This is a genomic window from Streptomyces sp. NPDC048436 (genome assembly GCF_043200355.1).
Taxonomy (GTDB): Bacteria; Actinomycetota; Actinomycetes; order Streptomycetales; family Streptomycetaceae; genus Streptomyces.
The window spans coordinates 416,067-440,319 of the sequence record NZ_JBICXP010000001.1; the positions used below are offsets into that span (position 1 = coordinate 416,067).

Genomic DNA, 24,253 nt, shown 5'->3' on the forward strand with positions numbered 1-24,253 from the left:
ATCTCCTCGCAACCCCGCTGCCACATCTCACGAAGGAGACCGAAGTGCCGGTCCTCCCCGGAGCCGAGCCGTACCGCCACGAGGGCGGCGAGGTCGGCGTCCTCCTCTGTCACGGTTTCACCGGAACCCCCCAGTCCCTGCGCCCCTGGGCCGAGTACCTCGCGGACCGCGGTCTGACCGTCTCGCTCCCGCTGCTGCCCGGGCACGGCACACGCTGGGAAGACCTCCAGGTCACCGGCTGGCAGGACTGGTACGCGGAGGTGGACCGCGAGCTGCGCGGACTCCTGGAGCGGTGCACGGAGGTCTTCGTCTTCGGCCTCTCCATGGGCGGCGCGCTCGCGCTGCGGCTCGCCGCGAAGCACGGCGACGCGGTGCGCGGCGTCGCCCTGGTGAACCCGGGGAACAAGGTGCACGGCCTGGCGGCGCACGCGCTGCCGGTCGCCCGGCATCTGGTGCCCTCGACGAAGGGCATCGTGAGCGACATCGCCCTCGAGGGCTCTCAGGAGGTCGGCTACCACCGGATTCCGTTGCACGCGGCGCACTCCCTGCGCCGGTTCTTCCACCGGGTCGACGGTGAACTGCCGCAGGTGACGCAGCCGTTGCTGCTGCTGCACAGCCCGCAGGACCATGTGGTGCCTCCTGCCGACTCGGCCAGGATCCTCAGCCGGGTGTCGTCCACGGACGTCACCGAGATCCTCCTGGAACAGAGCTACCACGTCGCGACGTTGGACCACGATGCGGACCGGATCTTCGAGGAGAGCTACGCGTTCATCGGCCGGCTCGCCCCCAGTGTCGGTAAGGAAGGGACGGCCACCGGTGGCTGAGCAGGACCGAATCGAACCCGACGGCGACGAGAGCCGCGAGCCCGATGAGCGCAAGACGCCCGGCGAGGGCGTGCCGCTGGACGAGGACGCGGCCTGGCAGGCGATCGTCGCGGGGTACGGCCAGGAACCCGCGGACCCGCCCGGCGCCAAGCCGTTCAAGTCCATCGAGGATCTGGCGCTGCTCGAACCGGAGACGAACGGGGCGGCGGGGCCTGGCGGCAAGGGTGGCGCGGGCAGCGAGGGCGCCGAGAGCGACAAGGGTGCCAAGAACCTGACGGCCCCCGAGGACCCGGACGACTCCGGGTCCAAGAAGTCGCTCGGCGGCTCCGTCTCCTTCGCCCCCGGCGTGGGCGGCCCGCGTGACTACACCGCGCCCGAGCCGTCCGACGACGACCTGGACGCGGACGACGAGGGCCACTTCGTCCCGCCTGAGCCGCCGCCGCTGCCCGACGGGGACGTCACGGCGAAGTTCGCCTGGCTCGCCGTGCTCGGCGGCCCGCTCCTTATGCTGCTCACCGTGCTCCTTGGCTGGCAGATGACGTGGTGGCTCGCGACGGTCAGCATCGGCGGCTTCCTCGGCGGCTTCGCCACGCTGGTGGCGCGCATGAAGGGCGACGACGACGAGGAACACGACGATCCGGGCCGCGGCGCGGTGGTCTGAGTGACGTCCCGCTAAAGAGCGGCGGCAGGAATCCTGAGGGCGGCGAGCACCGGCAGATGATCGGTCGCCGCCCGCAGATCGGCCTCGCTCACCCCGTCGAGCTCCAACGGCACTCCGCAGCCGATGACTTCGATGCCCGAGGTGGCGAAGATCGCGTCGATGCGCTGATGCGGGTCACCCGGCGTCGAGGTGTTCTCGCCACCCCAGGGCGCCGTCGCCCAGCAGTCCCGCAGCTCCGTGGCGAGCCTGTCGAACGTACGGCCCTTGGGGCGCTCGTTGAGGTCACCGCCCGCGACGGCGTGCTCGACGCCCATCCCGGCGAGCCGGTCGAGCAGCATCCCGCCCTGCGCGTACCGCTCGTCGGTCTGCAGGCTCAGATGGCAGCTCAGCACGCCGAGCCTGGCGCCCCCGAACCGTACGACGGCGGTCGCGAAGCCGCGCCGGTGCAGACCGGGCGTCAGCGGAAGCAGCACGTCCTCGGTCCGCTCGACGGTCGCCCGCAGCGAGCAGAGCAGCGCGGGCCCCGAAGCGGTGGCCCCGCCCGAGAGCACCACCAGATCGGCGGCGCGGGCGAGCCGCGCCAGTTTCTTGCGCCACCGGAAGAAGCGGGGCGCCTCCTGGACGAGTACGAGGTCGGGCGCGCAGGCGGCGATCACGCGGGCCAGTGCGTCGGTGTCGTCCCGCATGGACCGGATGTTGTAACTGAGCACCCGGATCACGGCTGAACCGTCGTCTTCGGTCCGGGAGTTGGGCAGCGTCACCATGGGGATCAAGATACGCGCTGCGAGGTGGTGTCACGACGAGGCCCGCCGCCCCGGAAGGGGACAGCGGGCCTCGTTCGAGATCAGCAGCAGATCAGCGGGGACTAGCCCTGCCGTGCCAGGTCGGCGGCTCCCACGAGCCCCGCCTTGTTGCCGAGCTGCGCCGCGAGCACCTGCGCGTGCGGACGCCACTGGCCGCCGATGAGCCACCGCCGGAACGACTTCCGGATCGGGTCGAGCACGAGCTCGCCCTCGTCCGAGAGGCCGCCGCCGACGATGAAGGCGGAGGGGTCGAAGAGCGAGGCCAGGTCGGCGAGGCCGGCACCGACCCAGCGGGCCAGCTCGCGGTAGGAGTCGACGGCGACCGGGTCGCCCTGGCGCGCCGCCTCGCTGATGTGCTTGCCCTCGATGCCGTCCACCGAGCCGTCGCCGAGGCCGAGCAGGATCTCCGCGGCCTCGGGCGTCGCGTTGGCGCGCTGGCGTCCGTAGCGCAGGAGGGCACGCCCTGAGGCGTACTGCTCCCAGCAGCCCTGGCTTCCGCAGCCGCACAGCAGGCCGTCCGGGACGACCCGGATGTGACCGAACTCGGCGGCCACACCGAAGCGTCCGCGCCGCAGCTTGTTGCCGATGATGATGCCGCCGCCCAGGCCCGTGCCCAGGGTGATGACGATGACGTCCTCGTGGCCTTGGCCCGCGCCGAAGCGGTACTCGCCCCAGGCCGCGGCGTTCGCGTCGTTCTCGACGACGACCGGCATGCCGACCCGCTGCTCGACCTTGTCCTTGAGCGGCTCGTGGCGCCAGTCGATGTTCGGTGCGAAGAGAACGGTGGCGCGCTTGTCGTCGACGTAACCGGCGGCGCCGATGCCGACGGCCTCCACGTCGTTCCCCTTGCCGGCGCCGGAGACGGCGGCACAGATCGCGTCCACGATGCCTTCGGCGGTCGGCGGCGTGGGCACCGTGTGCGTGTCGAGAATGGTGCCCTCTTCGTCGACCACTCCGGCCGCGATCTTCGTGCCGCCGATATCGACGCCGATGGTGAGTCCCATGTGTCCCTCAGTTTCGGTCGAGCCCCGCTACGGGCAACCGTACCCGAGGGGTGTTCAGTCCAGGTCGATGTGTTCGGCGGGACCGGGGCCCTCGTCGCGGGGATCGGGGCCCTTCGCCGCGTCGCCGCCGCGGGTCCAGCGGCCTTCCTGGCTCTCGACGGCGGAGCGGTAGGCGGCGAGCAGTTCGCTGCCGGCGGCGGCGAGATGGTCGAAGACGTCGGGGTTGCGCTCGATGACCGGTTCGACGGCCGCCTTCGCCTGCTGGACGACCTGCTTCACGGTCTGCTCCACGGCGCCCTGCGCGACCGCGCCGAGCAGCGGCGTCTGGAGCCCGGACAGCTTCTGGGACACGGCGTCCATGAGCTTGCGCAGTTCCTCACCGGCGGATCCGGGCTGCGGCCCGTACTGGGCGCGGCGCCGGGCCTTCTCCGCGGCGAGATCCTCGGCGCACGCCTTCGCCCACGCGTCGGCGTCGGTGTCGGCCGGTTCGGGCACTTCGCGCTCGGTGGCATCGCTCATGACGGTCAGACTCCTGCGCAGGCGGCCTATGGATTCGTACTCTCGACGTTACCCGAATGGCGGTGGCACGTTCACCGTGTCCGCGGCCACAGATCCGGGTCCGGCGCGAACCGCACCCGCAGCTCGCCCTCGCGCAGCCCGGCCCCCTCGACCGTGCAGCGGCGCAGGGCCGACGGCAGCGTGACGATGCGCCGGAAAGGGCCCGTGCCGACGACCAGTTCGTCACCGCGCCGGATCAGTGAGAGCTCTTCGCGTACGGCTCCGGGGAGCGGGATGTGCCAGATCAGTACGCCCTCGTCGGCGAGGGCGTCACGGACCGGCCACCGGACGGGCTCCGGCGCCGCGGCGGGGGCGGGCACGCCCAGAGCGGCCAGGTCGTCGGCGCCGCGTGGGTCGCGTCCCAGGTGCGGGAGCGTGCCGAAGGTGTCTCCGTACGTCTGTGCCCACTCGGTCAGCGTCTTGCGCTGCTGGGCGACGAGCCCGGAGAGCCAGATGTCGGCGGTGTCGTCCGGGAGGACCTTGTTGGCGCTCACGGCGTCGACGCGCAGGCCCTGCAGGGCGAGGCCGGTGGCGGCGGCGCGCACGGCTTCGGCGCCCGCGGGTCCCGGCTCGGCGACCAGGCGGACCGTCGTGCCCGGGGCTTCGATCACGGCCTGGGCGGCGGCGAGTTCGGAGTCCCAGCGGGCGGCGGTCTCGTACAGCCAGGCGGCGGGCATCGGGACGCCCGCGATGCGCCCGAGCATGGGGCGCAGGGCGCGGGCCGCCTGCCGCTCGGGCGGAAGCAGCCTGCGCAGATAGCGGCGGAGCTGCTCAGGGAGGGCGAGCAGTGCGAGGGCACGGGGCGTCGGGGGCAGGTCCACGACGACGGTGTCGTACGCGCCCTGTCCCGCGTCGCGCAGGGCCCGCAGCAGGGCCAGTTCGTCGCTGCCGGGCAGCGGGGTGAGCTCCTCGCCCTCCAGGCGCCCGGCGCCGAGCAGGTCGAGCGCGGACCCCGCGCGCTTCTGCAGGGAGAGGAGGTCGTCGCGGAACTCGTCGCCGGGGGTCAGCCGCTGGACGGTGAGGCCCGGCTCTTCACCGCCGAGAGGGCCCGTGCCGCCGGCGGAGATGAGCAGAATGCGGCGCCCCTCGCGGGCGGCGGACAGCGCGGTGGCCGCGGCGACAGTGGTTCGGCCTGAGCCGCCGGGGCCGACCAGCAGAAGGGTGCGCATAAGGGTCAGGCCTGAGCGCCCGACTCCACTCGCTTCTTCAAGCCCGCAAGCGCCCGGTCGGTGATGACCTTCTCCGCCTTGCGCTTGATCATCCCGAGCATGGGGATCTTGACGTCGACCGTCAGCTGGTAGGTGACCTCGGTCCCCGTGCCCGCGGGCTGCAGGAAGTACGAGCCGTCGAGCGACCGCAGCATCTGGGACTTCACGAGGGTCCAGCTGACCTCGTTGTCGCCGGTCCAGGTGTAGCCGAGCGTCTGGTCGTCCTTGATGGCGCCCGCGTCCATGACGAGGCGGACCTGCTTGGCGCGGCCCTGGTCGTCGGTGTCGAGGACCTGGGCCTCCTTCACCTCGCCCGTCCAGTCGGGGTAGCGCGCGAAGTCGGCGATCACCCCCATCACCTCGGCCGGTGCCGCCTCGATCGTGATGCTCGAGCTGGTGTGTTCCGCCATCGCTGTGGCTCCTCCAGATGCGGTCAGGTGCGGGGATCGTTCTCTACGTGTGTGCCGCGTGAAGGCTACCGCGCACGGGCCGCGCGGCTTTCACCACTCCAGGGCCCATGGCCTGCCCGAGCTCGCGAAGTGCCCCACGTTCACACACTCCGTCGCGCCGATCCTCATCCGCCGGGTCAGCGGCTGATGGACGTGGCCGAAAAGTGCGTATCGCGGGCGGGTCTTGTGAATGGCGGCCAGCAGCGCCCGGCTGCCCCGCTCGAAGCGGCGGGCGACGGTGTCGTACACCAGCTCGGGGACGTCCGGCGGGATGTGCGTGCAGAGCACGTCGACCTCGCCGACGGCCTCGATCTTGGCCGCGTACTCCTCGTCGCTGATCTCGTAGGGCGTCCGCATGGGCGTACGAAGGCCGCCGCCGACGAACCCGAAGACACGGCCGCCGATCTCGGCCCGCGTGCCGTCCAGGACCGTGGTGCCCGGGCCCGCGTACTCGGACCACAGGGTCGGCATGTCGACATTGCCGTAGGTGGCGTACGTCGGTGTGGGGAAGGCGGCGAAGAGCTCGGCGTACTGCTTGCGGACCGCCCGCTCGATGGCGGGCCCGCGGTCTATGCCCGCCCACAGCCGGGCGCCCAGCTCCCTGGCCTCCTCGAAGCGGCGGGCGGTGCGCAGTTCCACGAGACGGTCGGCGTTCTCCGTACCGAAGAGGTCGGGGAAGATGCCGCGCGAGTGGTCGGCGTAGTCAAGAAAAAGCACCAGGTCACCGAGACAGATGAGCGCGTCGGCTCCCTCGCCCGCGCGGGCGAGGTCCTTGGTGTTGCCGTGCACGTCGCTGACCACGTTGACCCGGAATCCTGGCATGCCGATCACCCTAGAACGAGCGGGCAAAGGTGGGTAGAGGCATCGAGAAGGGGGCGGACCTGCGGTTACTTCCGAGTCGGGAATGGCGTGGCGTACTGTGCGGTTCAGACCACAACGTCGTGTGACGCACCGAACATCTGGCCCGGACCCCCTACCGAACAAGCCATACCCATGGGTAACGTCCGGGCAGTCCAGTAGTGCTCCAGCTGTCTCTCCCCCCATATTCCCCGGAGCACCTGCCCGATCTTGGACCGCACCGTCGCATCGCACAACGTCGTGGCGCCGGCGCCCTATGTAGGAGCAGCAGTCTTGCGCGAGTTCAGCCTTCCGGCCCTGTACGAGGTCCCCACGGACGGCAATCTGACCGACATCGTCCGCAGAAACGCCACGCAGCATCCGGATGTCGCCGTCATCGGCCGCAAGGTGAACGGCACCTGGCAGGACGTCACCGCCAAGACCTTCCTCGCCGAGGTCCGCGCCGCCGCGAAGGGGCTCATCGCCTCCGGTGTGCGCCCCGGTGACCGTGTCGCCCTGATGTCCCGCACCCGCTACGAGTGGACGCTCCTCGACTTCGCGATCTGGAGCGCGGGCGCGGTCACCGTGCCGGTGTACGAGACGAGCTCGGCCGAGCAGATCCAGTGGATCCTCGGCGACTCCGGCGCCGTGGGCATCGTCGTCGAACTGGACGTGCACACCGCGGCCGTCGACTCCGTGCGCGACCGGCTTCCCGACCTGGTCAACATCTGGCAGATCGACCGCGGTGGCGTCGAGGAGCTGAACCGCGCGGGCGCCGACGTCTCCGAGGAGACCGTCGACGAGCGCAGCGCGGTCGCGGGAGCCGACGACCCGGCCACCATCGTCTACACCTCGGGCACCACCGGCCGCCCCAAGGGCTGTGTCCTCACGCACCGCAGCTTCTTCGCGGAGTGCGGCAACGTGGTGGAGCGCCTGAAGCCGCTCTTCCGCACCGGCGAGTGTTCGGTGCTCCTCTTCCTCCCCGTCGCGCACGTCTTCGGGCGGCTGGTCGAGGTCGCCGCGCTGATGGCGCCGATCAAGCTGGGCCACGCGCCCGACGTCAAGAACCTCACGGACGAGCTGGCGTCGTTCAGGCCGACCATGATCCTGGGCGTCCCGCGCGTCTTCGAGAAGGTCTACAACTCGGCGCGCGCCAAGGCGCAGGCCGACGGCAAGGGCAAGATCTTCGACAAGGCAGCGGAGACGGCGATCGCGTACAGCCGCGCGCTCGACACCCCGAGCGGCCCCTCGCTCGGCCTGAAGATCAAGTACAAGACGTTCGACAAGCTGGTCTACAGCAAGCTGCGGGCCGTACTCGGCGGTCGCGGCGAGTACGCGATCTCGGGCGGCGCGCCGCTCGGCGAGCGCCTGGGCCACTTCTTCCGCGGCATCGGCTTCACGGTCCTTGAGGGCTACGGCCTCACCGAGTCCTGCGCGGCCACCGCCTTCAACCCCTGGGACCGCCAGAAGATCGGCACGGTCGGCCAGCCGCTGCCCGGTTCGGTCGTCCGGATCGCCGACGACGGCGAGGTGCTGCTGCACGGCGAGCACCTGTTCACGGAGTACTGGAACAACGAGGGCGCGACCGAAGAGGCGCTTGCCGACGGCTGGTTCCACACCGGTGACATCGGCACGCTCGACGAGGACGGCTACCTCCAGATCACCGGCCGCAAGAAGGAGATCATCGTGACGGCGGGCGGCAAGAACGTCGCTCCCGCGGTGATCGAGGACCGTATCCGCGCGCATGCGCTGGTCGCGGAGTGCATGGTCGTGGGCGACGGGCGGCCCTTCGTGGGCGCGCTCGTCACGGTGGACGACGAGTTCGTGGGCCGCTGGGCCTCGGACCACGGGAAGCCGGCGGGCTCCACGGCTGCGTCACTGCGGGAGGACGTGGACTTCCTCGCGGAGATCCAGAGCGCGGTGGACGATGGCAACGCGGCCGTCTCCAAGGCGGAGTCGGTGCGGAAGTTCCGTGTCCTGTCCTCCCAGTTCACGGAGGAGTCGGGGCATTTGACGCCGTCTCTGAAGCTGAAGCGGAATGTTGTCGCCAAGGACTACGCGGACGAGATCGAGGCAATTTACCGCGGGTAGCGTTTGCGGGGTCGCCCACTCGCCGTGGGGGGCCATGTTCGTTGGCGACTTGCGGTCGTGGCTGGTTGCTCGCGCAGTTCCCCGCGCCCCTTAAGGGGCGCGGGGAACTGCGCGCTCAGCCGACGGCGGCGGTCAGTCGCGCAACAACCCCCAGCGGCACCCCATCAGGCGCTAAAGCAACTCCCGCAGCCTCTCCGCCAGGAGATCCCAGCGCCACCGTTCCTCCACCCACTCCCGGCCCCGCTCCCCCATCCGCGCCCGCAGCTCCGCGTCGCCCAGCAGGGTGACGATCCGGTCCGCCGCGTCCTCCGGGGAGCCGCCCCGGACCACCCACCCGGTCTCCCCGTCCAGCACCGCGTCCGGCGCCCCGCCGGAGTCACCCGCGACCACGGGAAGGCCGGTCGCCGAAGCCTCCAGGTACACGATCCCGAGGCCCTCCACATCAAGCCCGCCCCGCCGCGTCCTGCACGGCATGGCGAAGACGTCCCCGGCGCCATAGTGCGCGGGCAGCTCCGCCCACGGCACGGCCCCCGTGAACCGCACGGAGTCCGAGACACCCGTCTCGGCCGCCAGCTTCCGCAGTTCCTTCTCATAAGGGCCGCCCCCGACGATCAGCAGCACCGCCTCAGGCGCCCCCGCCAGAATCCGCGGCATCGCGAGAATCAGCGTGTCCTGCCCCTTGCGCGGCACCAGCCGTGAGACGCACACCACGACCGGCCGGTCGCTAAGCCCGAGGCGGGCACGGACCGCGTCACCGCCCGAGCCCGGGTGGAAGGTCTTCTCGTCGACGCCCGGCGGCAGTTGGACCATCCGCCCCGCGGCCTCGGGCGTCAGCGCGGCGGCGATCCGGGAGCGGGTGTACTCGCCCAGATAGGTGATCGTGTCCGTCGAGTCGCCGATCCGGCGCAGGAGTTGGCGTGCGGCGGGCAGCTGCGCCCACCCCGCCTCGTGGCCGTGCGTCGTGGCGACGAGCCGCCGCGCCCCGGCCTTCCGCAGCGCCGGCGCCATCAGCCCCAGGGGCGCCGCCGCCCCGAACCACACCGACTCGCAGCCGTGTTCCCGCAGGAGCGAGACAGCGCGCCCGGTGACCCGCGGGGTCGGCAGAAGCATCGTCGTGGAGTCGCGTACGACGGTGAAGGGCTGCTCCGCGTCGAAGGCGGCCGTCGCCTCCGCGCCCTCGCGCCCCCGCTTCCATGTGGAGGCGTAGACGACGAGCTGCTCGGGGTCCAGGCGCAGCGCCATGTTGTGCAGGAACGCCTGGATGCCACCGGGCCTGGGCGGGAAGTCGTTCGTGACGATCAAGGTCTTGTGCATCGTCGCCGACAGTACCGAAAGCCCGGCGAAGCGCGGCACGGCCCCGCCCTCCGAACGGCCCCGCCTCTTGGCCCATCCACAGCCGGGCCCGGCATCATGGCTGACCGAATCACGATGAAACAGCCGAAATGGGGCGTGGTGCGCATGGCGCGGATCCTGACCGTGTGGGTCCTGACCAGGACCGTCCTGCTGCTCTGCGTCTTCAAGGTGCTCACCGCCCCCGGCCCCGACGTGACCAGCGACGTCACCGTCATCTACCACGGCTGGTACGAGGTCCTGCGCACCGGCACCTTCCCGCTCGACGACGTCACCTGGCAGTACCCGCCCGCCGCCGCCCTCCCGGTCCTCTCCCCCGCCCTGCTGCCCTTCCTGGACTACGCCTCGGCGTTCTTCGTACTCGCCCTCATCGCCGACGCCCTGGTCCTGGGACTGCTCCTGTACGCGGGAGGTCGGCCCGGCAAGTCGCCGCGTGGCGCCTGGGTGTGGGTCGCGGGCGTGGCGCTGCTCGGGCCCACGGTGTACGCCCGCTACGACGTGATGGTGACGGCCGTGGCGGTCGCCGCGCTGCTCGCCGGGGGCCGCCGCCCCCGTGTGATGGGGGCGCTCGCGGGGTTCGGCGCGCTGCTCAAGGTGTGGCCCGTACTGCTCCTCGTCGGAACTCCACGCGGACGCGTCACGCGCAGTGCGTGGGGCGCGGCGGCCGTCACCGCCTTCGGCCTCGCCCTGGCCTTCCTGGTGACCATGCCCGGCGCGCTCGCCTTCCTGACCTTCCAGCGCGACCGCGGCACCGAGGTCGAGTCGCTCGGCGCGCTCGTCTTCCATGTCGCGCGCCACCTCGGCTGGCAGGGCGACGTACAGCTCAACTACGGCTCGGTGGAGTTCCTCGGCCCCTGTGTCCCGCTGGTCAGCACGGTGGCCCAGGGGCTTTCGGCGGCGGCCTTCTGCTGGCTGCTCGTGTGGCGGCTGCGCGCGCGTGTCTGGTCGCCGGGCACCGTCGCGGACGCGGCCTTCGTCGCCGTGCTGCTGTTCACGACGACGAGCCGGGTGATCAGCCCGCAGTACCTACTGTGGCTGGTCGGGGTCGCCGCCGTGTGCCTGGCGTTCCGCGCGAGCCGCATGCTGCTGCCCGTGCGTCTGGTGCTCGCGGCCACGTTCGTCACGTTCCTGGAGTTCCCCATCTGGTTCTCGCACGTGGTGCGGAGCGATCCACTGGGCATCGCCCTGCTCTTCGTACGCAATGGTCTGCTCGTCGCGGCGGCCGTGCTCGCCTGCCGGAATCTGTGGCGGCGGACGGTGTCCGAACCCCGGGCCCGTGAGCGCGATTCGGCGCCCGGAGGGGTCAGCCGAGCTCCGTGCGCAGATACGTACGCCACCGCGCCGTGAACTCCTCCGGAGTGGTGTCCAGGACCTCCCTCATCGCGTCCTCCACTGCACCGGGCCTCTTCTTGTGCACACCGACCGCTTCGTAGAAGGCCGTCAGCTTCGCCTCGCCCCACTGGTCCGCGACCATCCGGCAGGCGAGCCACGCCCCTTCATAGGCCTCGGCGAGCTTCCCCGCGTCACCGCTGAAGCCGAAATCGTCGTCCTCGGGGAGCGCGCCGGGCGGCTGCTCACGCTGGAGCGCGCGCCGCAGCTCGGGGGCGGCCTGCGCGGCGGTGCGGCCCGTCCCGCGGTAGCCCACCCAGTCGGCGAAGCCTTCGGAGAGCCACAGCGGGGTCGCGGGGGAGGTGTGCGCGCGGGTCGCGACGTGGGTCGTCTCGTGGGTGAGGACGACCTGCTTGCCGAAGTCGCCGAGCACGCCGTACGCCTCGGGGTTGACGATGATCCGGTCGGCCGGGGCTTTCCCGGAGCCGCCCGTCTCCCCCGTGGTCACCGCCGCGATCCCCTGGTACCCGGACGCCGGAGCACCGAGGAGCCCGGCCATCCCGTCCAGGGACTTGGGCACCAGGACGACGACCCGCTCCGGCCACTTCCCGTGCCAGGCGTCCCGCACCAGGGGCACCGCGCGGTCGGCGAGATCCGCGTACTCGCGCAGCGTCTCGTCGTCCCGCCGGTCCCCCTGGCCCCGTCCGACCCCCAGCACGAGGCTGTGAGCGCCCCGTACGGCCTCGACGGGTCCCTGGTCCCAGAGTTGCTCCGTGGCCTTCCTGGCGGGCCTCTCAGCGGTGACGTACCAACGCCCCTCGCGTTCCTCCAGCGTGAGCGCGAGGGACGTGGTGAGCGGCTCGCTGTCGTAGCCCTTGATGCGGTAGCGGAGGTCGGCGGTCGCCGTGGCCCGCTCGCCGTCGCGGTCGAAGGCGGTCAGGCGGTACTGCCAGGACTGGAGCGGCACCTCACGGAGGTTGTCGTAGGCCTTGGCCGACCGGCCCGTCTCGCGGTACTCCTTCGCGTCCCGGTCGAGCACCGCCTCAGCTCGCCGGTCGAGCAGCCTGCGCACGTCGCCGGGCGCGGCATCGGGCGCCGAGGGACCGCCGCACCCCACGAGCAGGGCGACACAGATCCCCAGCACCCCCGACCCACGCCCGCGACCAGCCACGTTTCAGATCGTACGGGCAGCGGGCGGCGGGGCGCCGGTCAGATCCGCGTCACGGACGACACCGGCATCATGCCCACCGGGTCGTAGCGCACGGGCGCTCCCGGGTAAGGCGCGTGCACGACCTGGCCGTTGCCCATGTACATCCCGATATGACTGGCGTCGTCGCGGTAGGCCACGAGGTCACCGGGCCTGGCCTGGGAGAGGGGCACCTGCCGCCCGGCGTACCGCTGGGCCTGGGAGGTGCGCGGCAGTCCTACGCCCGCCTGCGCGTACGACCACTGGGTGAGGCCCGAACAGTCGAAGGCGGAGGGCCCGTTGGCGCCCCACACGTAGGGCCGGCCGACCACCGAGCGCGCCGCGGCGATGGCGGCTGCGGCCCGCGGCGAGGACGGCGCCGCGCTCCCGAGATCCGGCAGCCCGCCGCGTCCCGAGCGCGACGCCCTGTCGTAGGCCTCACGGTCCTGCGAGGGCAGCGAGTTGAGGAGGCGGCGCGCGGCGGCGAGCTTGTGCTCCACGCTGCGCTTGTGGCGGGCCACGGCGGTGCGGCTCTTCTCCAGCTCCGCGAGTTTGTGACCGGCCTCCGCGCGTTCCTGGGAGAGGCGGCGCTGGGCCTTTCGCAGATCCGTCAGTTCACCGGCCTGCCGGGCGCCGATGCGGTCGAGCGTCGCCACCTTGTCCAGATAGCCGTCCGGGTCGGAGGAGAGCAGCAGGGACAGCGAGGGGTCGATGCCGCCCGAGCGGTACTGGGCCCCGGCGAGCGAACCGAGCGCGCCGCGCATCGTGTTGATGCGCTCCTGGCCGCGGGCGACGCTGTCCGTGGCCAGCCTGACCTGCTCGCGCAGGGTGTCCGCGCGCTCATCGGCCTTGTTGTACGACTCGGTGGCCTTCTCGGCCTGCTCGAAGAGGCGGTCCACCTTGGCCTTGGTCTCGGCCGGGGTGTCGTGCGGCGCCGCCCCGGCCGGTGCGGTGAAGGCGGCGGCAGCGGTGGCCGCCGCGACGGAAAGCACGGTGACCCGGGTGCCACGCGCACCCCGGTCGGGTCCGGAATCTGCGGGACGACGATGGGATCCCAAGGGAAGCCGCTCTCCTCTACCGCCGGCGCCCCCGACGGTCGGGGAATGCGCGCGAGACTGACGTGCCCGACGGCCGGGGCCTGACGGACAGCGCGCAAGCTATCACGCAGCGCGACGGTGATCGCCCGCGCACAGCCGGACGCCCCGCCATCGACGCAGGTCGAGGACGGGGCGTTGAGTCAGCGGGAGTTACCGGAATTCACCCGTGCGGGCGGCGCTCCGGTCGATTCAGATGCGGACGCCGAACTGGAAGGAGCCGACGGTGGACATCGACTCGTAGCGCACCACGGCACCGGGCTTCGGTGCGTGCAGGATCTGGCCGTTGCCCGCGTAGAAGCCGACGTGCGCGAGGCTGTTGAAGAAGACCAGGTCGCCGGGCTTCAGCTCGCCGCGGCCGATCTTCGTGCCGTCGTTCTGCTGGGTGTACGTGGTGCGGGTGATCTGCACACCGGCCTGGTTGTACGCCCACTGCGTGAGGCCGGAGCAGTCGTAGGAGTTGGGGCCGCTGCCGCCGGAGACGTAGGGCTTGCCGATCTGCGTCGCGGCGGCGCTCAGGGCGGCCTGGCCGCGCTGCGAGGCCGGGACCTCCTTGCCGAGGTCCACGCGGTCGCCTGCGCTGCGGCTCGCGCGCTGCTCCTTGGCGGCGAGGTCCGCCTTCTCCTTGGCGGTCAGGGTGTTGAGCAGCTTCTGGGCGGCGCCGAGCTTGCTCTGGACTTCCTTCTTCTTCTTGCCCAGTTCCTTGCGCGTGTCGGCGAGGTCCTTGAGCTTGTCGGAAGCCTCCTTGCGCTCCTGCGCGAGGGTCCGCTGCTTCTCCTGGACCTTCTTGAGCGCCTCGACCTGCTGACTGCTCAACTGGTCCATGGTGGACGCCTTGTCGAGGTAGTCGTCCGGGTCGGAGGAGAGGAAGAGCTGGACGGAGGGGTCGATCCCGCCGGAGCGGTACTGCGCGCTGGCCATCGAACCGAGACCGTCACGCAGGTCGTTGAGGTCCTCCTGGCCGCCGGCGACCTTGTCCTGAAGCTCGCCTATCTCCTTCTCGAGCTTCTCCTGCTTCTCCTTGGCGCCGTTGTACCGGTCGGTGGCCCGGCCGGCGTCCTCGTAGAGCTTGTCAACCTTGGACTTGACCTCGTCCTTGCTCGGCTTCTCGCTCGGCGCCGCGTTGGCCGCCTGGGAGGTGAGCGCCACGGCAGCGGCGGCGGTCGCGGTGAGCACAGTCACGCGGGCGCGGCTCGGCTGCTTGGGTCGACGGTGGGACGCCACGAAGGCGGCTCCTTCTTCCTCCAGCCGCCTACCGAGACCCGGTCGGCGGGTACCACCGCTGTCACCCCGGATGGGTGATCAACCGAGCGGAGGTTCGAGGCGTGACCTTAGTGACCTTCTTGTGATCAGTTCAAATCCTGACCGGCAAAAAGTGGGGTGCGGGACGCATATTTTACCGATAACGCACAGGCGGTGATGGTCGATTGACGCTACGTCGCGCAGCCGAGGCCCCAATTCGGGCATAGCGAACAGGAGTTACCGAGGCACCTTTAGCCCCGCGAAAGCGGCGTACGTCAGCCCCGCGAAAGCCGCTTCAGGAGGACGACCGAAGCGACCGGCCGCGCACCCGCCTTCGCGATCCCGTCGGCCACTTCGCGGTCGGTCGATACGACGACCACGGGACGCCCCGGAGGCTCGGCGCGCACCAGCTGGCGGATGAGCTCATCGGCCGTGACGCCCGGCTTGGAGAACAGCACCCGCACCCCGCGCGGCGGCGCGAGCAGTACCGGGGCGGCGAGTTCGGCCCCGTCGAAGACGCAGGTCATCTCGGCGCCGGTCTGCGCGGCGAGCTGCGAGAGCGAGCCGAGCAGCCGCAGCCGCTGCTTCTCCAGGGGCATCGTCGGATAGCCGGTCTTGGTGACGTTGTAGCCGTCGACGACCATGTGCGCCTGCGGAAGGGCGAGCAGTTGGTCGAGGATCGCCGGATCGTTCTCGGAGAGCGCGCGGGCCGCGATGTCCTTCGGCGTCATCCGCCCCGGCTCGACGGCGTCCACGGTCTCGGCGGGCCGCACGGAGACGGGCGGCAGCGCGAGCTCGCGGCGCAGCCCCTGCGCCGACTCCAGGACCGTGTCGAGCAGCAGCCGCACCCGCATGTCCTCGACACTGCGGCCCTCGCGCGCCGCCCTGCGGCTGGCTTCGAGGGCCGCCTCGGTCTCACTGAGCCGGGCCTTGAGCCGCCGGGTCTCGCTCTCGGCGGCGGACAGCTGCGCCTGGCCCTCGGCGCGTGCGGCATCGGACTCGGCGGCGGCTTTACGCAGGGCCGCCTCGCCGCGCTTGACGTCACTGAGGGCGCCGCGCAGCTTGCGATGCATCGATTCGGCTTCCTTCTTCGCCGATTCGAGTTCCGTGCGCAGCCGTTCGGTCTCGGCCTTCGTCTGGCCGCGCGCCGCGGCCAGCTCCTCGCGCAGCCGTTCGAGCTCGGCGCGGTTCTCCTCCTCGACGCGCTCGGCGTCCGCCCGCAGGGCCTCCTCGCCCGCGGCGGTCACCAGCTTCACCCAGCCGGTGGGGCGCAGCACATAGGCCGCGGCCGCCACGTCGAGCGGGTCCGCGGCCGGGGGCGGGGAGCCCGCGTCCAGGGCGCCGGTGAGCTCGGGCTGCGCCTCTCTGAGGCGTTCGCCGATGCGCTGCCGGAAGAGGGCGTCGCCCTCCAGGGCGGTCGCCATCGCGTTGCCCGCGAACTTCGTGCGCCGGGTCGGCGTGAAGCGGGCGTACTGTCTCAGCTGTGCGGGAAGTTCGCCGACCGTGAGGCCGCCGAAGCCGTCCGAGACGATCTGGACGACCCGCCGTCGCACTCCGTCGGGCAGCGGGCGGTCGAGCACCTCAGCGGCGCCGTCGTCCGGCTCCCCGCTCGCGCTCTCCACCATCCGTCACCCCACTAGCTGTGCGGGGCCCGCTCCGTCAGGAGCCGGCGCCCGGCCTGTCCACGAGTTCCACCTGGTCCACCGCGTTGCACCAGCGGCAGCGCACCGACTCGATGGTCTCACTGACCACCTCGCGTTCCTCGACGTTCGACTCACCGGCCAGGTCGAGGTGCACATACTCGACGACCTTCGACGTGCGGGTGACGTCGAAACGCGTGAGATTGCCGCAGAGCGTGCAACGCCACCGGGTGGTGTCGGTCGGCAGAGGAACCGTCATCGTGGCTGTTCGCTTTCCTTCGGAATTCCATGGTGCGTGGTGCCCGTAACCCTAAGGCCTGTAAGGGTCTCCATGCGGCGGCCTCTCACGCGGCGGGGCGCTCTGTACGATTTGCTGCCCTTACGTCATGCTCTGTGCATGATCAACACATGGGGCGCGACGGCGGGCCGGCTGATCAGAGGCCAGTCCGCCCCGGTGACGTACGGCCTGATCGCCGCATGCTCTCTGGTCTTCCTGATCTCCCCGGTGTCCGGGTTCAACCCCGTGTACGGCAGGGGCGATGGGCTACTGGCCGCCCAGCAGGCCTACTTCGAGCGCTGGGGCGTGGTCCCCTCCGAGCTGTTCAGCGGCGATCCGCGAGCCCTGCTCTCCCCGGCCACCGCGCTCTTCGTGCACGGCACCTGGCTGCATCTCCTGGGCAACATGCTCTTCTTGTACGTCTTCGGGGCGATGGTCGAAGAACGGATGGGTCACATCCAGTTCGCGCTCTTCTACCTCGGCTGCGGCTATCTCGCCCTGTTCGCCTACGCGATCGCGCACGCGGGCTCCGACCAGACCCTGGTGGGCGCGTCGGGCGCGATCTCCGCGGTGCTCGGAGCGTGTCTGCGCCTCTTCCCCAAGGCCCGGGTCACGAGCCTCTTCCCGTTCCTCTTCTTCCTGCCGCTGCGCTTTCCCGCGTGGGTGGTGCTGCCGTTCTGGGTGGCGCTGCAGTGGCTTGCGGCCCTCCAGGGCGGGCAGGGGCCGGGGGTGGCGTATCTGGCCCATATCGTGGGCTTCTCGCTGGGCTTTCTCTACGCGTGGGGCCGCTACAGACGGACGGCTAAAGTGAAGATGCCAGCACCGGTTACCGAGGGAGACAGCCAGCCGTGATCACCGCGATCGTGCTCATCAAGACCAGCGTGGACCGGATCCCGGAGATCGCCGAGTCGATCGCCGCCCTCGACTGCGTCAGCGAGGTCTTCTCCGTGACCGGGACGTACGACCTGATCGCCATGGTGCGCGTCGGGCGCCACGACGACCTGGCCGACATCATCCCCGGCAAGATCAGCAAGATCCCGGGCGTGGAGGGCACGGACACGCATGTCGCGTTCCGTACGTACTCCCAGCACGACCTGGAAGCGGCGTTCGCGATCGGCCTCGACTCGTAGGTCCCCTGCGCACCCGTGGGCGCCGGATGAGTGTTTCCTCATCCGCGGCTCATGCTGCCGCCGCCCCGCGCCCCGCACGCTCCCTCCCATGGTCTTCTCCCACCGCATGGCCGCCCTGGCCGCCGTCGTCGCGATACCCCTCGGCATCGCCGCCACCAGCTACGCCCTGACCGACAGCCCCGAGCCCCCCAAGGTGCCGCCCAAGGTGGAGCTGGAGAGCGGCTCACCCTCCACGAAGCCCGCCTCCCCCCGGCCGACGCCGAGCGACGAGACGGTGTCGCCTCCGCCGGTCAGCGAGAACCCTTCGGGCGAAGACGATGACGACGACGGCAGGGACGACAACGGCAACGACGACGACGGCCCCGGTGAAGACGGCTGAGTCCGCGCGCCGCTGGGTCTCCGCCCGCGTCCGCATCCTCCTGTGGCTGCTCCTCGTGATGGCCGTCGCGCTCGCCGCGGTGGCCGCCACCACCCGCTCGGTGCTCCTGCGCGACGTGGACGAACGCATCGACCGGCTGCTCGCGCAGGAGACCGGCGAGTTCACCAACTTCGTGGACCAGGGCGTCGACCCGCACACCGGAAAGAAGTTCACCGACCCGGACCCGCTGCTTCGCCTCTTCCTTGAGCGGCAGTACGCCGACCCCGACGAGGAGCTCCTCGGCCTGGTCGAACGCCCCGGCAAGGCCCCCGCCAAGAAGGAGCAGTCCCGCGAGCTGCGCATCGAGCACCCGCTCGCCAAGGACACCGCCGCACTGTCCGAGGTCTTCGGCTCCTCCGCCGCCACCGGCACCCTGCACCGCGCCCAGGGCGAGGTCCGCTGGGCGAAGGTGGCCATCGGGGCGAGTGGCGGCCGGCCGGCGGCAGCGTTCGTCGTCGCCTTCCACCCGGCGGGCGAACAGGCCAAGGCGGACGACGTGTTCACGATGCTGCTCGCCATCTCCGGGGTCGCGCTCCTGATGACGACCGGCATCGGCTGGGCCGTCGCCGGGCGCATCCTCAAGCCCGTACGCCTGGTGCGTACGACCGCCGCGCAGCTCACCGAGCAGGACCTGACCCGGCGCATCCCGGTGCAGGGCCGGGACGACATCGCGGCGCTCGCCGAGACGTTCAACGGCATGCTCGACCGCCTTGAACGGGCGTTCGCCGCGCAGCGCGAGTTCGTCGACGACGCGGGCCACGAGCTGCGTACGCCCATCACCATCGTCCGCGGCCACCTGGAGCTGATGGGCGACAACCCGGGCGAGCGCGAGGAGACGACCCGGATCGTGATGGAGGAACTCGACCGGATGAGCCGCATCGTCGAGGACCTCCTCCTGCTCGCCAAGGCCGAACGCCCCGACTTCGTCACCCCGGAGCCGGTGCAGCTCGCCGAGCTGACCGCGGACGTCTTCGTCAAGGCGCGGGCGCTGGGCGACCGCGACTGGCAGCTTGCCGAAGTGGCCGACGGCGAAGCCGCCCTCGACCCGCAGCGCATCACCCAGGCGATGGTGCAGCTGGCCCAGAACGCCGTGCAGCACACCGTCACCGGGCAGCGCGTCAGCATCGGCTCGCGCGGTTCGGCCGGGGAGATCGAGTTGTACGTCGCCGACAGCGGGCCCGGCGTCCAGGCGCAGGACGCCGCGGTGATCTTCGAGCGGTTCCGGCGCGGCACCGCACGGCGCGGCTCCCGCGCCACCGGCGCCGGGCTCGGCCTCGCCATCGTGCGGGCCATCGCCGAAGGACACGGCGGGCGCGTCGAGCTGCGGCCCACCGAGGGCGGCGGCGCCACCTTCGTACTCGTACTGCCGGAACAGGAATCGGGGCAGCAATGAACCGGATACTCATCGTCGAGGACGAGGAACGCATCGCGTCCTTCGTCGAGAAGGGCCTGCGCGCCAACGGCTTCACCACCAGCGTCGTCGGCGACGGCGAAGCGGCCTACGACTACGCCCTGACCGGCGGCTTCGACCTGGTCGTCCTGGACATCGGGCTGCCCGGCAAGGACGGCTTCACGGTCCTGCGCCAGCTGCGCGAGGCACGCGTGAGCACACCGGTCATCGTGCTGACCGCGCGCGACTCGGTCCGGGACACGGTGGCGGGCCTCGAAGGCGGCGCCGACGACTGGATGACCAAGCCGTTCCGCTTCGAGGAACTGCTCGCGCGGGTGCGCCTGCGGCTGCGTACGGCGACGGGGGCGCCGGAGGTGACGGTGCTGCGCGGCGGGGAGCTGACGCTGGATCTGCGCACGCGCAGAGCGCGTTCGGGCGAGCGGACGGTGGACCTGACGGCACGTGAGTTCGTGCTGCTCGAACTGTTCCTGCGCCATCCGGGCCAGGTGCTCTCGCGGGAGCAGATCCTGTCGCACGTGTGGGGGTACGACTTCGACCCGGGGTCCAACATCGTGGACGTGTACGTACGGGCGCTGCGCAAGAAGCTGGGGGCCGAGCGGGTGGAGACGGTACGCGGGATGGGGTACCGGCTGCCGGGATGAGCCTCGCCGGAGTCACGGTGAACTTCCTTTCATCCGCGGCTAATTGAAGGCTCACAGCAGGGCCCGAGGCTCGACGCGTGACCCTGAATCCCCGCCGAGCCATCACCCTCTGCCTGGCGCTGAGCCTGTGCGCGCTGCTTCTGGTGCCGGGCAACTTCCCCGGTCTGAGCGGCGACGCGCGGCTCACCCTCGCCGTGTTCACCCTGGCGACCTGCGCGTGGATCGGTACGCCGGTCGACGACACGTACATCGCGCTCGGCGCCGGGCTCGCGCTCACCGCGACCGGGGTGATCAGCAGCGACACTCTCTTCGGGACCCTCGGTGACGAGACGGTCTGGCTGCTGATCTGCGCCTTCGTGCTCGCGGCAGCGGTGGCACGCAGTGGTCTCGCGGGCCGGGCGGCGGCCTTTCTCGTCAGCGGGGCGCGCAGCGTACGGCAGTTGACGCATCTGACGACGGCGGCCCTGGTCGTGACGGCCTTCGCGGTACCGGCGACGTCCGGCCGCGCCGCGCTGGCGCTCCCCGTCTTCCTCGCTCTCGCCAAGGTCCTCGCCGACCGGAAGCGCCTCGTGGTGATGCTCGCGCTGCTGTTCCCGACCGTGATCCTGCTGTCCGCGGTCGCGACCCTGATCGGCGCGGGCGCCCACCTGATCACGGTGTCCGTGCTGTGGGAGGCCACCGGGGAGCGGATCGGCTTCACGCAGTGGATGCTGCTCGGCCTGCCGCTGGCTGTCGCCTCGTCCCATCTGGCCGCGGAGGCCGTCCTGTTGACGACCACGCGGCGCGCGGACCGCGAAGGCCCCGTCCACATCTCCGTCGAGCAGCTCCAGGAGCACAGCGAGCAGCCGGTCACCGGAGCCTGGGAGCCCGCCGAGACCCGCTGCGCGCTGTTGCTCGCCACGGTCGTCGCGCTCTGGTGCAGCGAGCCGCTGCACCAAGTTCCGCCCGCCGTCGTCGCGTTGATCGGCGCGGTCGTCGCCTCGTCCCCCGCTCTGGGCACCGTACGACTGAAGGACGCCCTGAAGACGGTGCCCTGGTCGCTGCTGCTGTTCATGGCGGCGACGATGGCGATGGGGGTCGCGCTCGCCGAATCGGGGGCGGCGAAGTGGCTGGTGGGCGGGGTTCCCCTGGATGTGCCGCCTTGGCTCTTCCTGGCCGTCGTCGTGGCGGTCAGCACGGCCGCCCACCTGGTCCTGCAATCCCGCTCGGCCCGCTCGTCCGTCCTGGTCCCGCTGGTCGTCGCGGCGGCCGTCGGAGCGGGCGTCAACCCGGTGGCCGCGGCCCTCGCCTCCACCGCGGCGGCCGGGTTCTGCCACACCCTGCCCGCGTCCGCCAAGCCCGTCACGCTCTTCGCCGACATCCCCGGCACCCCCACCTACACCCCGCGCGACCTGCTGCGACTCTCCGCGGTCCTGGCACCGCTGACCGCCGCGCTCGTCCTGCTCTTCGCCGTCACGCTCTGGCCGCTGCTCGGTGTGCCCGTCCGCTGAACCCGCCCTTGAATCCACTCTGGAGACCCACGTGCTGACCCACTTCGCCATCGCCCCCAGCGGCTTCAAGGAGTCCCTGTCCGCGCAGTCCGCCGCCGAGGCCATCGCCGAGGGAGTGCGCCGCGTCGTCCCCCGCGCCACCACCGACCTGATCCCCCTGGTGGACGGCGGCGAGGGCACCGCGCGCGCCCTGGCCACCACGGGCGGCGGCCGCCTGGTCGCGCTGCCCGCCACCGGCCCCGTCGGCCAGCGGATCGGCACGCACTTCGCCCTGCTGCCCGACGGGACGGCGATCGTGGAGATGGCGGCCGTGGCCGGGCTCTCCCTGGTCCCGCGCGGACTGCGCGACCCGGGCGCGACGACGACGTACGGCGTCGGCGAGCTGATCCGCGCCGCACTCGACGCGGGCGCCCGCCGCATCCTGGTCGGCTGCGGCGACTCCGGCACATCGGATGGCGGCGCGGGCGCCCTGCAAGCACTCGGCGCCCGGCTCCTGGACGTGGACGGCTGGGAACTCCCGCTCGGCGGCGGCGAGTTGACCCGACTGAGCCGCGTCGACCCCGCAGGCCTCGACCCCCGCCTCGCGGACACCGAGATCCGGGTCGCGTGCAACCCCTTCAACGTCCTGACCGGCGAGCAAGGGGTCGCCCGCGTCTTCGGCCCCCAGAAGGGCGCGACACCGGCCCAGGTCGAACAGCTGGCGGCGGGCCTCGAACACTGGGCGCGCGTCCTCACCCGCGACCTTCGCGCCACGCAGGACCTCGCCCTCGGCCCCGGAACAGGCGCCTCCGGCGGCCTGGGCGCGGGCCTCGCCGCACTCGGCGCCGAGCTGCTCCCCCGCTTCGACGTGCTGCTCGACCACCTGGACCTGGACGCGCGCCTGGCCCGCGCCGACCTCGTCGTCACCGCCGAGGGCGCCCTCGACCACCAGACGCCGCGCGGCAAGGTCCCCGCCGAAGTGGCCAGGCGCGCCAAGCGGTTCGGCCGCCCCGTCCTGGTCCTCGCGGGCACGATCGGCCAGGGCGCGCACCACGTACGGGCGGCGGGCGTGGACGCCTACAGCGCGATCCTGCCCGCGCCGGTCTCGCTCACCGAGGCGCTCGGCCGTGGGGCCGAGTTCCTCACCGACGCGACCGAGCGGGCCCTGCGGATGATCCTTCTGGGGTCACGTCTGAAGGGACGGACCAAGGCTCAGGCGGCGTTGGTGTCCGGCACGCAACGCCCGTCCTCCGTACGGTAGTTCCACCGCGCGCCGTCCGCCACGAGCTCCTTGACGGCGCGCACGAAACGCTCCACGTGCTCATCGGGGGTGCCCGCGCCGAAGCTGACGCGGATCGCGTTCAGGGACTTCTCGCCGGGCGCCGCCTCGGGCGCGCCGCACTCGCCCTGGGTCTGCGGGTCGCTGCCGAGCAGGGTGCGCACCAGCGGGTGGGCGCAGAAGAGGCCGTCGCGTACGCCGATGCCGTACTCGGCGGAGAGCGCGGCGGCGAAGTGCGAGCTGTTCCAGCCGTCGACGACGAAGGAGATGACGCCCACGCGCGGCGCGTCGTCACCGAAGAGCGAGAGCACCCTCACCGCGGGCACATCGGCGAGGCCCTCGCGGACCTTCGCGATGAGGTGGCGCTCGCGGGCGACGAGCTCGTCGAAGCCCGCCTCGGTCAGCGCCTTGCAGGCGGAGGCGATCGAGTACACGCCGATGACGTTCGGCGAACCGGCCTCGTGCCGCGCCGCGGTGTCGTGCCACTCGACGTCCACGCCGCCGTCCGTGCGCCGCGCGACCTTCCGCGAGGCACCGCCGCCCGCGAGGTAGGGCTCGGCTGCCCGCAGCCAGTCGGAGCGGCCCGCGAGGACGCCCGAGCCGAAGGGCGCGTACAGCTTGTGGCCCGAGAAGGCCACCCAGTCGACGTCGAGCTCGCTGATGGAGACCGGGTGGTGCGGCGCGAGCTGCGCGGCGTCCAGGACGATGCGGGCGCCGTGCGCGTGCGCGGCGGCGGCGAGCTCCTTGACCGGCCACAGCTCACCGGTGACGTTCGAGGCGCCGGTCACGCAGACCAGGGCGGGCCCGTAGGGGTCGCGGTCGGCGAGGGCGCGCTCCAGGGTGGCGACGGCCTGCTCGGCGGTGCGCGGGGCGTTCAGGTACGTCACGCGGGCGTCGCGCCAGGGAAGCAGCGAGGCGTGGTGCTCGGTCTCGAAGACGAAGACCTGGCAGTCGGCGGGCAGCGCGGCGGCGAGCAGGTTCAGCGAGTCGGTGGTCGAACGGGTGAAGACGACCTGGTCGTCCTCGCGGCAGCCGAGGAACTCGGCGACGGCGACGCGGCTGTTCTCGAAGAGGTCGGTGGAGAGCTGCGAGAGGTACCCGGCGCCGCGGTGCACGCTGCCGTAGTAGGGCGCGTAAGCGGCCACGTCGTCCCAGACCCGCTGCAGCGCCGGGGCGCTCGCCGCGTAGTCGAGCGCGGCGTAGGTCACCTCGCCGCCGGTGACGAGCGGCACGGTGACGTCACGGCCGAGCACCGGCAGCGGGGCCGCGCAGCAGGGGTCGGCGGACTCGGCGGAGGCGGAGGCGGAGGCGGAGGCGGAGGCTTCGGTGGTGGCGACAGAGCGTGCGGACAT

General features: G+C 71.6%; 24 protein-coding genes. 11 read left to right on the forward strand and 13 right to left on the reverse strand.

The genetic code is table 11. From position 1 onward, the window contains the following. The first annotated feature begins 44 nt into the window (after positions 1-44). Complete coding sequence (locus tag ACGFX9_RS01965) at positions 45-824, forward strand: alpha/beta hydrolase (RefSeq protein ID WP_393463321.1); 780 nt, start codon at positions 45-47, stop codon at positions 822-824. Next, on the forward strand, positions 817-1,485 hold the full coding sequence (locus ACGFX9_RS01970) for a hypothetical protein (RefSeq protein ID WP_393463323.1): 669 nt from the start codon (positions 817-819) through the stop codon (positions 1,483-1,485). Before ACGFX9_RS01965 ends, ACGFX9_RS01970 begins: the two co-directional genes overlap by 8 nt. A gap of 11 nt (positions 1,486-1,496) precedes the next feature. Here the strand turns inward: ACGFX9_RS01970 and ACGFX9_RS01975 are convergent, their stop codons facing one another. The 6 genes from ACGFX9_RS01975 to ACGFX9_RS02000 form a co-directional block, all read right to left on the reverse strand. After that, positions 1,497-2,249 (reverse strand): endonuclease/exonuclease/phosphatase family protein, encoded by a 753-nt coding sequence (locus ACGFX9_RS01975; RefSeq protein ID WP_393463325.1) that lies wholly within the window; start codon positions 2,247-2,249, stop codon positions 1,497-1,499. A gap of 101 nt (positions 2,250-2,350) precedes the next feature. Further along, complete coding sequence (locus ACGFX9_RS01980) at positions 2,351-3,292, reverse strand: ROK family glucokinase (protein ID WP_393463327.1); 942 nt, start codon at positions 3,290-3,292, stop codon at positions 2,351-2,353. Between the two features lie 54 nt (positions 3,293-3,346). Further along, positions 3,347-3,811, reverse strand: a complete 465-nt coding sequence (locus ACGFX9_RS01985; protein ID WP_393463329.1) for a DUF5304 domain-containing protein — start codon at positions 3,809-3,811, stop codon at positions 3,347-3,349. 71 nt (positions 3,812-3,882) lie between these two features. Then, on the reverse strand, positions 3,883-5,019 hold the full coding sequence (locus tag ACGFX9_RS01990; protein WP_393463331.1) for an ArsA family ATPase: 1,137 nt from the start codon (positions 5,017-5,019) through the stop codon (positions 3,883-3,885). A gap of 5 nt (positions 5,020-5,024) precedes the next feature. Then, the gene (locus ACGFX9_RS01995; RefSeq protein WP_393463333.1) at positions 5,025-5,468 is read right to left on the reverse strand and encodes an SRPBCC family protein; all 444 of its coding nucleotides are present in this window, start codon (positions 5,466-5,468) and stop codon (positions 5,025-5,027) included. A 90-nt stretch (positions 5,469-5,558) separates the two neighbouring features. Further along, entirely contained in the window at positions 5,559-6,308 is a 750-nt protein-coding gene (locus ACGFX9_RS02000) for a metallophosphoesterase (protein WP_393465535.1), read from the reverse strand. A 330-nt stretch (positions 6,309-6,638) separates the two neighbouring features. Between ACGFX9_RS02000 and ACGFX9_RS02005 the strand changes: the two genes are divergently transcribed. Beyond that, positions 6,639-8,435, forward strand: coding sequence for an AMP-dependent synthetase/ligase (locus tag ACGFX9_RS02005; RefSeq protein ID WP_393463335.1), 1,797 nt, complete (start codon positions 6,639-6,641; stop codon positions 8,433-8,435). 171 nt (positions 8,436-8,606) lie between these two features. On the opposite strand, the gene ACGFX9_RS02010 is transcribed toward ACGFX9_RS02005, so the two are convergent. Further along, complete coding sequence (locus ACGFX9_RS02010) at positions 8,607-9,749, reverse strand: glycosyltransferase family 4 protein (RefSeq protein WP_393463337.1); 1,143 nt, start codon at positions 9,747-9,749, stop codon at positions 8,607-8,609. Positions 9,750-9,893: 144 nt separating this feature from the next. Here ACGFX9_RS02010 and ACGFX9_RS02015 point away from each other — a divergent pair, with 144 nt between their 5' ends. Beyond that, complete coding sequence (locus ACGFX9_RS02015) at positions 9,894-11,132, forward strand: glycosyltransferase 87 family protein (RefSeq protein WP_393465539.1); 1,239 nt, start codon at positions 9,894-9,896, stop codon at positions 11,130-11,132. Here the strand turns inward: ACGFX9_RS02015 and ACGFX9_RS02020 are convergent. The 5 genes from ACGFX9_RS02020 to ACGFX9_RS02040 form a co-directional block, all read right to left on the reverse strand. Beyond that, on the reverse strand, positions 11,089-12,285 hold the full coding sequence (locus ACGFX9_RS02020; RefSeq protein WP_393463339.1) for a hypothetical protein: 1,197 nt from the start codon (positions 12,283-12,285) through the stop codon (positions 11,089-11,091). The two genes, ACGFX9_RS02015 and ACGFX9_RS02020, sit on opposite strands and share 44 nt — an antisense overlap. Positions 12,286-12,323: 38 nt before the next feature. Further along, the gene (locus ACGFX9_RS02025) at positions 12,324-13,358 is read right to left on the reverse strand and encodes an NlpC/P60 family protein (RefSeq protein ID WP_393463341.1); all 1,035 of its coding nucleotides are present in this window, start codon (positions 13,356-13,358) and stop codon (positions 12,324-12,326) included. A 228-nt stretch (positions 13,359-13,586) separates the two neighbouring features. After that, positions 13,587-14,618 (reverse strand): C40 family peptidase, encoded by a 1,032-nt coding sequence (locus ACGFX9_RS02030; protein WP_393463343.1) that lies wholly within the window; start codon positions 14,616-14,618, stop codon positions 13,587-13,589. Positions 14,619-14,911: 293 nt separating this feature from the next. Further along, positions 14,912-16,261 carry an NYN domain-containing protein gene (locus tag ACGFX9_RS02035; RefSeq protein ID WP_393463345.1) on the reverse strand — a complete coding sequence of 450 codons (1,350 nt, stop codon included), beginning with the start codon at positions 16,259-16,261 and terminating at the stop codon, positions 14,912-14,914. 34 nt (positions 16,262-16,295) lie between these two features. Then, positions 16,296-16,535, reverse strand: a complete 240-nt coding sequence (locus ACGFX9_RS02040) for a hypothetical protein (RefSeq protein ID WP_190081342.1) — start codon at positions 16,533-16,535, stop codon at positions 16,296-16,298. 138 nt (positions 16,536-16,673) lie between these two features. Here ACGFX9_RS02040 and ACGFX9_RS02045 point away from each other — a divergent pair, with 138 nt between their 5' ends. The 7 genes from ACGFX9_RS02045 (at position 16,674) to ACGFX9_RS02075 (ending at position 22,883) form a co-directional block, all read left to right on the forward strand. Beyond that, on the forward strand, positions 16,674-17,405 hold the full coding sequence (locus tag ACGFX9_RS02045) for a rhomboid family intramembrane serine protease (protein WP_393463347.1): 732 nt from the start codon (positions 16,674-16,676) through the stop codon (positions 17,403-17,405). After that, the gene (locus ACGFX9_RS02050; protein ID WP_393463349.1) at positions 17,402-17,683 is read left to right on the forward strand and encodes an Lrp/AsnC family transcriptional regulator; all 282 of its coding nucleotides are present in this window, start codon (positions 17,402-17,404) and stop codon (positions 17,681-17,683) included. The genes ACGFX9_RS02045 and ACGFX9_RS02050 overlap by 4 nt, the downstream gene beginning before the upstream one ends. A gap of 88 nt (positions 17,684-17,771) precedes the next feature. Then, the gene (locus ACGFX9_RS02055) at positions 17,772-18,062 is read left to right on the forward strand and encodes a small secreted hydrophilic protein (protein WP_393463350.1); all 291 of its coding nucleotides are present in this window, start codon (positions 17,772-17,774) and stop codon (positions 18,060-18,062) included. After that, positions 18,001-19,494 (forward strand): ATP-binding protein, encoded by a 1,494-nt coding sequence (locus tag ACGFX9_RS02060; RefSeq protein WP_393463352.1) that lies wholly within the window; start codon positions 18,001-18,003, stop codon positions 19,492-19,494. The genes ACGFX9_RS02055 and ACGFX9_RS02060 overlap by 62 nt, the downstream gene beginning before the upstream one ends. Next, positions 19,491-20,153 carry a response regulator transcription factor gene (locus ACGFX9_RS02065; protein WP_393463354.1) on the forward strand — a complete coding sequence of 221 codons (663 nt, stop codon included), beginning with the start codon at positions 19,491-19,493 and terminating at the stop codon, positions 20,151-20,153. Before ACGFX9_RS02060 ends, ACGFX9_RS02065 begins: the two co-directional genes overlap by 4 nt. An 83-nt stretch (positions 20,154-20,236) precedes the next feature. Next, positions 20,237-21,643 carry an SLC13 family permease gene (locus ACGFX9_RS02070; protein WP_393465542.1) on the forward strand — a complete coding sequence of 469 codons (1,407 nt, stop codon included), beginning with the start codon at positions 20,237-20,239 and terminating at the stop codon, positions 21,641-21,643. Between the two features lie 31 nt (positions 21,644-21,674). Beyond that, positions 21,675-22,883: a glycerate kinase gene (locus ACGFX9_RS02075; protein ID WP_393463356.1), complete on the forward strand. Its 1,209-nt coding sequence runs from the start codon at positions 21,675-21,677 to the stop codon at positions 22,881-22,883. On the opposite strand, the gene ACGFX9_RS02080 is transcribed toward ACGFX9_RS02075, so the two are convergent. Further along, positions 22,835-24,253, reverse strand: a complete 1,419-nt coding sequence (locus ACGFX9_RS02080; protein ID WP_393463357.1) for an aminotransferase class V-fold PLP-dependent enzyme — start codon at positions 24,251-24,253, stop codon at positions 22,835-22,837. The genes ACGFX9_RS02075 and ACGFX9_RS02080 overlap by 49 nt on opposite strands.